The following is a 13,783-nucleotide window of genomic DNA, read 5'->3' as shown; positions in this document are numbered from 1 at the left end:
TCACAGCTTCTCTTCCGCTACGCCAACCATGGCGGCGACTTCGGCTTCGGCAACTTTAACGCCGTCAACCTCGGCCGTGCATTCATATTTGGAGATGTTACCACGCTGTTTCAACTTCTTAACGTAAAGACGCAGCTGATCGCCCGGAACAACTGGTTTCCGGAACTTGGCTTTGTCAATCGTCATGAAGTAAACAACACTAGGCGCATTTGCACCCATATTCAGAACAGTAATTGCGCCAGCTGTCTGTGCCATGGCTTCAATGATCAGAACGCCCGGCATAATCGGCTTATTGGGAAAATGTCCCATAAAATGCGGTTCGTTGATAGTAACGTTTTTGATACCCGTAGCGGATACATCGCCCTGTATATCTACGATACGATCAATCAACAGAAAAGGATAGCGGTGCGGAAGTGCGCAAAGCACCGCTTGAATATCAGCGGCCTCCAGCGTCTTCTGTGGCATGTCATTCATCTGAGGATTGCTCCTTTCTCGATTGCCCGATGCTTCGGATGTTAGCAATATCCCGGAACCATTGTTTGATCGGCCGTGCCGGAATTCCGCCCCAACGTTCGCCGTCCGGAATGTCATTCATTACGCCACTTGCCGCAGCCACCTGCACCCGCGAGCCAATAACCAAATGATCCGCCAGCCCAACACGACCGCCGAGCATTGTTTGATCGCCAATGGTACAGCTTCCTGAAACGCCACAATGCGCCGCAATCAGGCAGAAACGGCCAATCCGCACATTATGAGCAATTTGTACAAGATTATCGATTTTGGTGCCCTCACCAATGATGGTGTCGCCAAGTGCACCCCGATCAATGGTAGAATTTGCCCCAACTTCCACATCATCCTGGATGATCACCCGCCCCAATTGCGGAACTTTTTCGACACCCGCAGGACCAGGAACATAGCCAAAACCATCCTGACCGATCTGAACACCCGGATGCAAATAAACACGATTTCCAATCAGTGCATGCTGAACGCTAACCCCCGGCCCCACATAGCTATCGCGCCCAACCTGACAATTCTTGGCAATAACAGCGGTTGCTGCAATCAGCGTACCCGCGCCAATGCTCGCATTCTTTCCGACAACCGCACCCGCTTCAACCGTCGCCCCCTCTTCGATATGAGCCGAAGGATGAACAAAGGCTGCGGGAGAAATACCGGTTTCGCCTAGCAAGCTCTCTGGTTTAACAGCGGACGGAAACAGCATTCGTCCAACCGCGGCAAAATCCCGATGCGGGCTCCGCGTGACCAATGCTGCGATATGTTGGGGCACGCTGTCCGCAACTGCCGGCGTGCATAACACACCTGCCGCTTTTATTTTTAACAATGATTCTGCATTTTTTTTGCCATCGACAAAGACGAGCGCGTCTTCCCCGGCATCATCTAATGATGCCAAGCGCACAACAGAACGCGGCGCAAGCTTCGGATCACGAAGGCTTGCACCGGTAAAATCTGCTACATCGCCGATCGTAATTTCGCGCGATGGCTTAAAGAAAACAGGATCTGCCATAAAAACACTTTCTTGCCTGGGGCTTGTAGCCCCAGGAAAAGGCAAATCAATCAAAGTAGTTTAAATGCGATTTACAAACCACTCTAACCATTCACCTTGACTATTCCCGTCCGGCAAAGCGAGAACCGCTTTGCCGATGAACGCTTAGAAGCGTGTGGAAACGCCAAAGTTGAAGTTCTGTACCTTATCAGTACTCGCTTTAGAAACCGGGAAGGCGTAGTCGAAGCGCAACGGTCCGAATGGTGACGCCCACATCAGGCTGAGACCAACCGAAGCGCGAAGCTTCTTATCATCGCCTTCTACGTCATTCGTATCATTTCCATAAAGCGTTGCCGCATCAGCAAACACCGCTCCGCGAATACCCAGGCTTTCCGGAACAACCGGCATTGGGAACTGAAGTTCTGCAGTTCCGGTAAAGTAGGTCGTGCCGCCAAGCCAGTAACGTCTGCCATCGCCGGCATCCTGATAAGGCCCGATACCATTGAACTTGAAGCCGCGGATCATCTCGCTGTTATTCTTGAACAGGTCGAATATGCGAACGCCATCGCTGTCAAATTCATGAATATAACCGGCACCAACGCCCAGCATACCAATAATATCGGCTTCCTGCATCAGCGTCTGATAATAGTTGCCTTTGAAGGTAGTCTTCATGAACTTGGCATCACCACCAAGCCCTGCAAACTCCTGTGTGAAGCGGCCAAACAAACCGTCACGCGGGTTTTTCATGTCGTCAATCGAATTATAGGTCAACGAATAGCTGACCGACGACCGCAACCAAGGGCTAAATTCGCCAGCCTCAATCAATGCTGGAGCATAATAATTTGGATCAGGACGACCATTGGGCCCACGTCTCGTCAGGTCATATTTTTCCTGCACAAGATTATAGGCAAGACCAACGGAGAAATTATCGGTAATCGGCAAGCCAAAGCGAATCGTACCACCTGTCTGCTCGACATCATAGCGACCGCTCGTATCGATCCGGTAAGAGCGACGGAAGACGTCAAAACCTGCAGATATACGATAGCCGAGGAAATAAGGCTCAGTAAACGACAGGCCGTAATTACGCATATCATCTTCACCAGCACCCGCGCTGATACGAATATACTGACCACGACCAAGGAAGTTACGCTCGGTAACTGCTGCCTCTACTGACGCACCAGGCGTTTCCCCACCCGTAGTATAACCACCACCGATCGAGAATTCACCGGTAGATTTCTCAACAACATCCACCACGAGCACCACCTGATCAGGCTCTGCTCCAGGGACAGTCGAGATATTAACCGTCTGGAAAAAATCTAGAGCTTCAAGACGACGCTTGGCGCGCTGCACCATCACCTGATTGAACGCATCGCCTTCATTCACATCAAATTCACGACGGATAACGAAATCGCGTGTCTTGTCGTTACCGCGGATCTCAATGCGCTCAATATAAGCGCGTGGACCCTGATCAACGCTATAAACAACAGAGATGGTCTGATTTTCAAAATCACGATCACCGCGAGGCTCAACCTTAGCAAAGGCATATCCACTGCCTGCCACACCTTCGGTGATTGCAAGAACCGTGTCCTCGATCTCCTTCGCGCTGTAAGGCTTGCCAGGACGAGTTTCGATCAAACGCTCAAGATTCTGAGTATCGACACCTTCAACCGTGCTTTCAACGCCCACATCGCCAAACGTATAGCGCTGCCCTTCATCCACGGTGATTGTGATCGTATATTCGTTCGTCGCCGGATCTAACACAGCGTCAGACGAAACGACACGGAAGTCCGCATAGCCCCTATTATAATAGAAGCGGCGCAGTGTTTCTTCATCAGCCTGCAGGCGACCTTCGTCATAAACGTCATTACGAGTCAACCAAGAAAGCGGGTTCGAACGCTTCGTGGATATGACATCGCGCAAACGACGCGAACTATAGGCATTATTGCCAGCGAAATTGATATTCGCAATCTTCGTCCGCGAACCTTCATTGATCTCGTAGACCACGTTAACACGGCCCTGACCAAGATCTACGGTGCGAGCATTTACCGTGGCATCGCTTCGGCCAATATGGGAATAGGCAGCTTTGATGGCTTCCTTATCCGATTCCATCGTCGCGGCATCAAATGGTGCGCGTGGCTTCAACTGTACTGCACGGCCAAGATCAGGATCTTTGATCTTTTTATTGCCCTGAAACAGCACATTATTGACCACCGACCGCTCACTGACCTGAACGACCAACGCGTTACCCGACTGATAAATACGAACATCGGAGAAAAGTCCAAGCGCGTATAGGCGTTTAACGGCAGCATCAATATCCGTACTGTTAAAAGCCTTGCCCGGACGAATATCTATATTGTCGCGAATGGTTTGCGCATCAATACGGGAAGCGCCGCGCACATCAATGCGGCTAACCACAGCGGCCTCAGCGACACTGGTTGATGCCAGCGAGAGCGCAGCCGTACCTGAAGCCACAAGAGCCACCGACATAGCGAGCGCCGAAGCCGCGCCAAAGAATTTAGAACTTGCCGTCATAGGCTTTCCGAACCTTCGTTTTTTCTGTCCCCGGGGCAATACCCAGAAAAGCACGTGTATCTAAAACCGTAATAGCCAGTTTTTCTATACAAGCAAGCACTGTGGTTAAAATCTGTTTACTTAAGCAGTCAACGTGACATCCAAGCCACGTGATTTTCGCTAATATGGTAAACGGATTCCTTCACTTTTCTGGTAGTCGCTCCCATTCCTCATTTTAATGTTCGCTAAGTCCGATCTGAGTCGGCCCAAGCATTCGACTGACCTCGCGTATAGTTTAACGAAACGCATTTGCCATCAACAACTCACCTATGGTCTAGCAGGCAAATAGGTCATTGAAAAGCACGAACCCCATGAATCCCATGACAAAGAGAAAACCGACCTTATAAAACAGTTCCTGAGCACCAGCAGAAACAGGGCCGCCTTTAATCGCTTCTATTGCATAAAACAGCAAATGGCCTCCATCAAGCGGCGGAAGCGGAAAAAGATTGAGAATGCCGATTCCTATTGAAAGCATTGCTGTGAGCTGGATGAGCCACGTAAAGCCCTGACTAGCAGCCTTACTCGCCATATCAGCGATTTTCACAGGCCCGCCAAGCTGACATTTATCCTCTCTTCCCACCGCAAAGCGTTTGAAAAACTCACCGGTCCGGCTGATGATAAAACCAGTTTCGATGATGGCTTGCTTCACCGATTCGAGCGGACCATATTCAACAAGACGGAAATTTCCCACATCTTGAGTTGTCTGCACGCCGATCACACCCAGCCGAATTTTATTACCAAGCGGATCAGTCCGTTCCGTCAATTTAGGCGTAGCTTCAAGTTCCAGCAACTTACCATCGCGCTCAACCGTGAAAACAAGGTTATCCCCTGCCCGTCCGGATACAATGCGCTGAACATCCGAGAAAGTTTTTATCGCATTGCCTTCCACACTCACAAACCGGTCACCAGGTTCAAAACCTGCTTCCGCAGCAGGACTATCTGGCTGTACTGATGCGACCAGTGGATCTGCAATCTGTTGGCCATACAAGCCAAAGAAAACACTAAAAATCACAATGGTGAGAATGAAATTGAACGCAGGTCCCGCAAATACGGTCGCCGCCCGCTTCCAAACCGGCTGTGTATGAAAAGCCCGGCTCCGATAAGCTGTGCTGAGCTTAGAGTGATCGACGTCGACGGGGGAGCTTGTCGCGCTCTCATCACCAACAAACTTCACATAACCGCCTAGCGGTATCGCTGAAAGCTTCCATCTTGTTCCGTGCCGATCGGTAAACCCGATTAGCTCGGGACCAAATCCTACCGAAAACGCAGTGGCTCCAATACCACACCACCTGCCGACCAGATAATGGCCCATTTCATGCACAAACACGACAATTGTCAGCACAAAAAGAAAAGGGACAATCGTACCGATAAGCAGGCTTTCGCTACCGAAAACATAGGCTAAGGCGTCCTGCAAAATATTACTCCTGACCCCTGTCAAATGCCACTAAAGCTAATAAAGAAAGCAGACGGGGCATCAGGCCCCGCTGCGAATGCACCAAACAGATATAAAATTGCCGCAGCCACGACAAGCCCGTCAACTCTGTCAAGTACGCCACCATGTCCCGGCAAAAGCCTGCCTGAATCTTTCGCACCGAATTGGCGTTTGACCCATGATTCTGCCAGATCTCCTATTTGGGAAACGATAGACAGCAATAGCGCCAGCGCAGCAAAGCGCCAATCGGCTCCCGGCAGCAAAATCAAAGCTACAATGTAGCCTCCGATCATGGCGGCAATCGCACCACCAATCGCACCGGACCACGTTTTGTTTGGTGAAAAACGTGGTGCTAGCTTCGGTCCACCGATAGTACGGCCACTGAAATACGCAGCGATATCTGTTGACCATACCACTGTGAACAGAAAAATTATCGCTGTGAAACCGAACGGTTCGTCGCCTCGCAAAAACGAAAGCGAAATGGCCGAGAAGCCCGCATAAAACAGGCCAGCAGCCGACCAAGCCCGACTACCAGACCACTGGCTGAGAATAAGCACCGCGCAACCAGCCAGAAGCGCCCCAATAGTGACAAAAGCACTTTGCTCCGTGAAAATAAGCGCGCTTACAAAAACAAGCCAACCCCACCCGACAATGCGTGAAAATGCGGTTTGTTTGGTCGTGGTTAAACCGAGCCACTCATAAAACATCGCCAGAGCAATTGCGATGGAAAACAGCTTGAATCCCTGCCCTCCAACGAATGTCAACCAAAGAGCGACAGCCGCAAGCACCACCGCCGTCAAAATACGGATTTGAAGGTTAGACATCAGTTATTTCCAGCGCTTTAATTCTAGCAAAATAAAGCGCCATCCTCCCTCCAGGAATTTCTGTATAGGCGTAAATTTCAACTGCCATCATGAATGAATAACTTTTGCAGGAGCCCAATTGTGATCATTCATCCTGCGACCCCTTTAACCGAAGAAAGTGCTATAGAAGCCTCGCGCTTCTCCGCTCTTGCCTCGGTATCAACTCCACCATAGCGCCGCTCACGCGCGCTAAAAACCTTGTAAGCACTATCGAGCTCCGCTTCTGTAAAATCCGGCCAATAGCAGGATAAAAAGAGAAACTCCGCATAGGCGGCCTGCCACAACAGAAAATTCGACAGGCGAATTTCACCACTTGTACGGATGATCAAATCCGGATCTGGGATACCCGCAGTATCCAGATTAGCTGATATCAGTTCAGCTGAAATCGACGTCGGGCTGAGCAAACCGGCAGCAATATCGCGGCCAATTCTTTGCATCGCCCGCACCAGTTCATCTCGCGCACCATAATTGAACGCAATGATAAGATTAAGGCCATCATTATTACGCGTCAGCGTCTCTGCCTCAACCAAGAGTGCACGTATGTCTTTTTCAAGTCCATCACGTTCCCCAATGATTCGAACGCGAACATTGTGTCGATGAAGATCCGCTAGGTCACGCCGCACAAAATGTTTCAGCAGCCCCATAAGTTCGCCGACCTCGCCACTGGGACGCGACCAGTTTTCGGAAGAAAATGCAAACAGCGTGAGAAATCCCAAACCACGTTGGCTGGCAGCAGATACAACTTTGCGCAAAGCATCGACGCCGGCACGATGGCCGGCGCTACGTGGTAAGCCCCTTGCCTTCGCCCAACGGCCGTTACCATCCATAATGATGGCTATGTGGCGCGGATCTGACATGGCGGCGCTCCCTTCCCAAGATCTGCAGGCTATACCTGCATAATCTCGCCCTCTTTCACCGCAACGATTTTATCCATTTCGGCAATAGTATCGTCTGTCAGCTTCTGTACTCGTTCTGCAAGCACGCGGCCTTCATCCTGACTAATTTCGCTGTCTTTCTCCAGCTTTTTCAGCTGGTCCATACCGTCGCGGCGAACATGACGCACGGCAATGCGACCTTGCTCTGCATATTGATGGGCAATCTTGACCAGTTCCTTGCGGCGCTGTTCATTGAGTTCCGGCAGTGGAATGCGCAAAGTTGTACCATCAGTAATCGGGTTTAACCCAAGACCCGAATCGCGAATAGCACGCTCAACGGCTCCAACCATGGTTTTATCCCAAACGGACACCGAAAGCATCCTTGCTTCCGGAACGCTGATATTTGCGACCTGATTGATCGGCATCGTGGAGCCATAGGCCTCAATTACGATCGGTTCGAGCAGGCTGGCAGATGCGCGACCAGTCCGCAATCCACCCAGATCATGTTTAAGCGCATTCACTGCGCCCTCCATGCGTCGCTTCAGATCATTAATATCAAAAACATCGCTCATGCATGTTCTCCTTCAGATGCGACAAGGCAACGATCGGTTTGGCGATCAATCATCTGTGACGATCGTACAGCGTCCCCTGCCTTGCAGAATTTCGGCCAAACCGCCGTTTTCATGGATAGAATAAACTATTATCGGAATGTCATTCTCACGCGCAAGGGCAACTGCGGCTGTATCCATGACTGCCAATCCACGGTCAAGAACTTCCTTGTGCGTCAAGCGGTCAAAGCGTGTCGCATCCGGGTTTTTCTTTGGATCAGCTGAATAAATTCCGTCCACTTGCGTGCCCTTGAGAAGCGCATCCGCACCGATTTCTGCTGCGCGCAGCGCTGCTGCCGAGTCGGTCGTAAAAAATGGATTGCCCGTTCCGCCAGCGAATATGACAACTTTGCCTTCGTTCATATAAGCAGTCGCTTTGCGCTGGGAAAAACTTTCGCAAATTTCTGGCATGGCAATCGCCGAAAGAACAACTGCCTCAACGCCCACGCGATGCAAAGACGTACGCAAAGCAAGAGAGTTAATCACCGTCGCAAGCATCCCCATATGGTCACCGGTCACCCGATCCCCACCTTTAGAGGCTACCGCAACACCTCGGAAAATATTTCCGCCACCGATGACGACGCCAACTTCAACTCCGAGTTCGCGCGCCTGCTTGATATCACTCGCAATACGATCAGCGACCGAAACGTCAATGCCAAAACCCTGCTTCCCCATTAACGCCTCGCCTGAGGCTTTCAAAAGGACACGCTTATAGGCTGGATTGACGGACATGAGCTGCTCTCCGCGAAAATGGCTAACTGAACTGTTTGGGTTCCGATACACGAAGGGCACCGCGTTGTCACGCGATGCCCCTCATAATCAAAAACCTTTTTAGGTTAAAGTCATCAGCTCTTCACTGCAGCCGCGACTTCAGCAGCAAAATCGGTTTCTTCTTTCTCAATACCTTCGCCAAGAGCGATACGCACAAAACCAGTGATCTTAGCTGGTGCGCCAATCGCCTTTTCCGCTTCCTTAAGCGCAGCTTCCACCTTCAGATCAGGATTGATGACGAAATCCTGCGAAAGAAGAACAACTTCCTCGTAGAATTTGCGCATACGGCCTTCAACCATCTTCTCGATGATATTGTCTGGCTTACCCGACTCACGCGCCTGCTCGATAAAGATTGCCTTTTCGCGCTCTACTGCCGCCGGATCGACATCCTCATTGGTCAAAGCCAGCGGATTGATAGCAGCAACATGCATAGCAACCTGACGACCAAATGCGGTTGCAGCTTCAACATCGCCGGTGGTTTCAATTGCCACCAGAACGCCGAGCTTTCCAAGTCCATCGGCTACACCATTATGAACATAGGTCGCAACAACGCCCTGCTCAACTTCCAACGCAGCCGAGCGACGGAAAGCGATATTTTCACCAATCGTAGCGACTGCATCTTTTGTTGCCTGCGTAACCGACTTTCCGTCCACATCTGCTTCAGCAACAGCTTCAGTAGAACCATCGGTCGACAATGCTGCATCAGCAATTTTACGAACCAGATCCTGGAACGCGTCATTACGTGCAACGAAGTCGGTTTCCGAGTTAACTTCAACGACAACAGCTTTGTTGCCCTTGGAAACGACGCCAACAAGACCTTCAGCAGCGGTGCGGCCAGCTTTTTTGTCAGCTTTAGACATGCCCTTAGCGCGCAACCAATCCACTGCTGCCTCAATGTCACCATTGGTTTCAGCCAAGGCTGCTTTGCAGTCCATCATGCCTGCGCCGGTGAGGTCGCGGAGTTCTTTAACCTGTGATGCGGAAATGCTCATAGTGTCGCCTTTCACGAAAGCGAAGGCACACCGAATGGGTGTGCCAACTTTAGCCGGCACAACATGCGCCGGAACGAAACTATCCATCCGCCTTAACGGATGGATGAATTCATAAGCGCTTATTATGCGCCTTCTGCGGGAGTTTCCAAGTTTGGCTCAGCCGGAGTTTCCAAAGCTGGCTCGACCGGAACTTCAGCCTGAGCGCCAATATCAATACCCAGCGCGCCCTGCTGACGAGCAATGCCGTCGATTGCTGCACGGGCCACGAGATCGCAATAAAGAGCGATTGCACGCGCTGCGTCGTCATTGCCTGGAATTGGATAGTCGATCTGGTCTGGATCACAGTTAGAATCAACCACTGCAACGACCGGAATACCAAGACGCTTGGCTTCCTGAATAGCAATCGACTCTTTATTGGTATCAATGATGAACATCAAATCAGGAATCGATCCCATATCCTTGATACCACCCAGAGCACGATCAAGTTTTTCACGCTCGCGCTCAAGATTAAGACGTTCCTTCTTGGTGAACCCTTGCGCTTCACCAGCAAGAAGATCATCAAGCTTACGCAGACGCTGAATGGAGTTTGAAATCGTCTTCCAGTTCGTCATCATACCGCCAAGCCAGCGTGCATTGACGTAATACTGGGCCGAACGGGTGGCTGCATCAGCGATAATGTCTGAAGCCTGTCGCTTTGTACCGACGAACAGAACACGACCACCACGAGCAACCGTATCAGAAACGACCTTCAACGCATTATGAAGAAGCGGAACCGACTGCGACAGATCCATAATGTGGATATTGTTGCGAGCGCCGTAAATGTAAGGCGCCATTTTTGGGTTCCAACGGTGGGTCTGGTGACCAAAGTGAACACCAGCTTCCAACAGCTGACGCATGCTGAATTCAGGCAATGCCATCTTAATTTTCCTTTTCCGGTTTAACCTCCACGGACTGAGGCGATCACTCGCCACCGGAGGCTGAAATCGGATTTCTCCCGACCAAAGCCCAATCCCGTGTGTGGAATAGTCGAGCTGATATTACATCCATTTTAAAAACTCAAGCGCAAATGTCGATATATGCGCGAAGTGGCGTGCCCTGAACGAACGGACAGTGTTCGAGAATTTTCAGCTATATATTCTAAATCTCCCGAACGAGCGGAGATCATTATGCCAACAATTTATTATAACGACATACCCATTGATAAGTGGAACATCGTAACTTGGCCAGCATCACCAGACCGAGAAAAAACCGGCCAAGGCGCACAAGCTTACCTCCCCCTCATTCAGCACATAAACAGTAGATATCGAAAATCGATAAACCTTTCTTTAATTCAAGATAAACTGAACCAATTCAATCCAACTAAAATCAACGGCGTCACTGTATACCAAACTGACCCTGCCCCTTTTATTGTCGGCTTCTTAGGTAAACAACAAGCTTACTTAATCGATGACACATTCCCACCGGATATCTGGAACACCCCTAAAATTACCGATGACGTAACCTCCCACAGAAGAGTTGGAGATTTTGTACCCAATGGCAATATGTATAATCAGTCTCCGAAAATTACGGACATGTATCAGGCTTCACTAGGAGACTACTCATTCGTATCCATGACGGGCGGCACTTGCGAAAGCATAGACACGCATAACATTCAATTCACAAGCATCTATCCGCCAGCGTACAATGGAACTGGTGTATACTCCGTAAGATTTTTTGCGAATGAAAAATATTATTATGTAGTAATAGACGATTTAATTGAAACAGCTTTTTATGTATCAATGGATGACGGAATTTTCTGGTATTATCTTTACGAAAAAGCAATCGCTAAAGTCTGCCAAGGTTACCACAAATTAAACGAAAACTACTGTACTTACACTGTTTTTGAAAACACTTTTCACTGGCTTCAGGATGACAATGATGCTGCGTTTTGTGTTGCTAGCTTAAAGGATATGGCGAATAAAAATAAAGTTGCGTTATTTGCTAATTTTAATTCAAGATATCTTGTAAATAAACACGCCTATGCCATTCTATATTATTGCGAATATAATGACACTAAGTTTATTCGATTACACAATCCTTGGAACATAATCACTTATAAAGGTCCTTATTGCCCAGGGAGCTCGGATTGGGACAATGTCCCTCCAATTATTCAAAAAGATTTATTTCAGCTCAAAAAATTTAAACAAAAATCTTTTTGGATGCCATATGAATTACTACCAAATAAAGATTGTTACATCCGTTTTTTAGATATCCCTGGCTCGACGAAAGAAGTCTTTAACGGGCTATATGGTGGGGTAAATATACAAAATTTGACCCGCGTAACCGAAGCGTACACGCAGGGATACTATCAATCTCGCCACGAGTATCCGACAGTGAAGGGATTGGGCAAAGCTTATGACACAGCAAAATTTCAGATCATCAAAGAAACTGGCGATCGTTGGGATTATTCTGCACCGGTAGATGAAAATGGAAATTGGACGTGGCAGGGACAGCCCGGACAGTTTGGAATAGGCAAATATACAGTCTCATCCAACCCAGAACTATTCTTTCCCACTGCCAGCTTTAGCATTAACCAGCATGTTTAACATCAAAGTTGCGAGCTTAAATTATAATAAAAACAAAACTATACAAATTAATTAGCAATGAAATATATAAAATGGCGGATTATCTTTCGGAAACCGCCATTTTATTTACATAATTTGCACTGACTATTATCGAATATTGATATTCATTACTTACTACAATTTAATCCATCGAACTTACGTTCAAAAACATCAAGACCTACAAGTTTTCCGCGCATAGAAAAATCACCATAATCCATCGTCAGATCACGCGTAATTCCATTCGGGTGTAGCTTGAAATTGATCCGATAGATCGGCAGGCTGTCCTGTTTCTCTTTATCGTCAAAATACGCAATCGTCACTGGCCAGACCTTGTCTTTACTAAACTCGCCTAACAATTGTTTTGCGTCTTTGGTGTCCTGTGCGTGCCCTATTACCACAGTCGTCGCCACGACCCGATCCGCATCCTCTGATCCGTCAAACAAAGTCGTCTGGTAGAATTTTTCGCCCGCCTTTGCCTTCTCGATCAGTTCTTCCATATGTGTTGTCGGAAATTGCGTCAGGCTTAGATCAGTCCGGTTGTTTTTCGGCTTAGATAATTCCACAACCGTTTTATCTCCGGTCAGCTTGGCATCGCCGCGAACTTCCTTGATGAGCTCTTTATCGACAAAAGTCTTATTAACGAACCGAAACTCTTTTCCATCGTCACTTTCGAAAGTCGTCGTCTGTTGATCGGTGATCCGTTGTGGCTGCTCATCCATATCGATCCGGGTCACAAAACGAAAATTCGTCGTGTATCCCTCGCAATCAGAGCCGTTAAACTCGTAAACCATTCGACCGGTCAGGCCAGCAATACCCGATTTTTCATCGGCACGATCGAGACTCAAGTCGTAAACAGCACGATGAGGAACAAGTGTCACCGATGCGGCTGCTGATTTGATCGCAGTGCCGCATATGCAAAATGCAACTCCGCTCGACACAAGCGCCATTCTTAGAAAAAGCATATATGAATCTCCCGATCTGAAGAGCTGCATGATAAAAAAACTCGTGGCGGAAGCGAGGCAAAAAACGCACCATCCACCTATGCTTTAGCGATTCTGTCTAAGGCCAAGCTAAAACCCATTTACAAACAAGGATTAACGATATGACAGATACGATCGAAAACCGCCTTGAAAGACTGGGTATATCTTTGCCGGAAGCGGCTGCACCGGCTGCAAATTACCTCCCTTATGCCCAAAGCGGCACGTTACTGCTAACATCGGGCCAGTTACCGCTTGTAGACGGTAAGTTACTTAGTTCCGGCCAGATTGGCGACAAACTCTCAGTTGCGGATGGTCAAGCCGCAGCACGCGCCTGCGCAATTAACGTGCTTGCACAAGCCAAAGCTGCGTTAGGCGACCTCAATAAAATCAAACGCATTATAAAAATCACAGTATTTGTATCCTCCACAGCCAATTTTATTGAACAACATCTTGTGGCCAATGGAGCTTCGGACATTTTAGTTGATATATTGGGAGAAAGTGGCAAACATGCCCGCTCGGCAGTGGGTGTTGCTAGCCTCCCGCTGAATGCTTCCGTGGAAGTCGAAGCGATTATTGAGGTTGCATAA

Annotated in this window: 13 protein-coding genes; 2 read left to right on the top strand and 11 right to left on the bottom strand. The window is 48.9% G+C overall.

Features of this window, described 5'->3' with window-relative positions:
* The 10 genes from fabZ to rpsB all read right to left on the bottom strand — a co-directional run bounded on the left by fabZ (position 1) and on the right by rpsB (position 10,530).
* Positions 1-474: a 3-hydroxyacyl-ACP dehydratase FabZ gene (gene fabZ, locus C7374_RS05385; protein WP_111574572.1), complete on the bottom strand. Its 474-nt coding sequence runs from the start codon at positions 472-474 to the stop codon at positions 1-3.
* Positions 467-1,522, bottom strand: a complete 1,056-nt coding sequence (lpxD, locus tag C7374_RS05380) for a UDP-3-O-(3-hydroxymyristoyl)glucosamine N-acyltransferase (protein WP_111574571.1) — start codon at positions 1,520-1,522, stop codon at positions 467-469. The genes fabZ and lpxD overlap by 8 nt, the downstream gene beginning before the upstream one ends.
* A 144-nt stretch (positions 1,523-1,666) precedes the next feature.
* Positions 1,667-4,033: an outer membrane protein assembly factor BamA gene (gene bamA, locus C7374_RS05375; RefSeq protein ID WP_111574570.1), complete on the bottom strand. Its 2,367-nt coding sequence runs from the start codon at positions 4,031-4,033 to the stop codon at positions 1,667-1,669.
* Between the two features lie 313 nt (positions 4,034-4,346).
* Entirely contained in the window at positions 4,347-5,486 is a 1,140-nt protein-coding gene (gene rseP, locus C7374_RS05370) for an RIP metalloprotease RseP (RefSeq protein WP_111574569.1), read from the bottom strand.
* Between the two features lie 20 nt (positions 5,487-5,506).
* Positions 5,507-6,328 carry a phosphatidate cytidylyltransferase gene (locus C7374_RS05365; RefSeq protein ID WP_111574568.1) on the bottom strand — a complete coding sequence of 274 codons (822 nt, stop codon included), beginning with the start codon at positions 6,326-6,328 and terminating at the stop codon, positions 5,507-5,509.
* Positions 6,329-6,456: 128 nt separating this feature from the next.
* Complete coding sequence (locus tag C7374_RS05360; protein WP_111574567.1) at positions 6,457-7,224, bottom strand: isoprenyl transferase; 768 nt, start codon at positions 7,222-7,224, stop codon at positions 6,457-6,459.
* 29 nt (positions 7,225-7,253) lie between these two features.
* Positions 7,254-7,814, bottom strand: coding sequence for a ribosome recycling factor (gene frr / locus C7374_RS05355; RefSeq protein WP_111574566.1), 561 nt, complete (start codon positions 7,812-7,814; stop codon positions 7,254-7,256).
* 45 nt (positions 7,815-7,859) lie between these two features.
* Positions 7,860-8,582: a UMP kinase gene (pyrH, locus tag C7374_RS05350; RefSeq protein ID WP_111574565.1), complete on the bottom strand. Its 723-nt coding sequence runs from the start codon at positions 8,580-8,582 to the stop codon at positions 7,860-7,862.
* A gap of 113 nt (positions 8,583-8,695) precedes the next feature.
* Complete coding sequence (gene tsf / locus C7374_RS05345) at positions 8,696-9,613, bottom strand: translation elongation factor Ts (protein ID WP_111574653.1); 918 nt, start codon at positions 9,611-9,613, stop codon at positions 8,696-8,698.
* A gap of 122 nt (positions 9,614-9,735) precedes the next feature.
* Positions 9,736-10,530, bottom strand: coding sequence for a 30S ribosomal protein S2 (gene rpsB, locus C7374_RS05340; protein WP_111574564.1), 795 nt, complete (start codon positions 10,528-10,530; stop codon positions 9,736-9,738).
* Positions 10,531-10,779: 249 nt separating this feature from the next.
* Between rpsB and C7374_RS05335 the strand changes: the two genes are divergently transcribed.
* A complete protein-coding gene (locus tag C7374_RS05335; protein ID WP_210205070.1) occupies positions 10,780-12,198 on the top strand; it encodes a C2 family cysteine protease in 1,419 nt (472 codons plus the stop codon).
* 146 nt (positions 12,199-12,344) lie between these two features.
* Here C7374_RS05335 and C7374_RS05330 read toward each other — a convergent pair whose 3' ends face one another.
* Positions 12,345-13,178: a cell envelope integrity EipB family protein gene (locus tag C7374_RS05330; RefSeq protein ID WP_111574562.1), complete on the bottom strand. Its 834-nt coding sequence runs from the start codon at positions 13,176-13,178 to the stop codon at positions 12,345-12,347.
* 140 nt (positions 13,179-13,318) lie between these two features.
* Between C7374_RS05330 and C7374_RS05325 the strand changes: the two genes are divergently transcribed.
* Positions 13,319-13,783 carry a RidA family protein gene (locus tag C7374_RS05325; RefSeq protein ID WP_111574561.1) on the top strand — a complete coding sequence of 155 codons (465 nt, stop codon included), beginning with the start codon at positions 13,319-13,321 and terminating at the stop codon, positions 13,781-13,783.

This window comes from Falsochrobactrum ovis, assembly GCF_003259955.1.
GTDB lineage: Bacteria > Pseudomonadota > Alphaproteobacteria > Rhizobiales > Rhizobiaceae > Brucella > Brucella ovis_A.
Note: the sequence above shows the minus strand (reverse complement) of the source record. Positions and strands in the feature narration are given on the sequence as shown.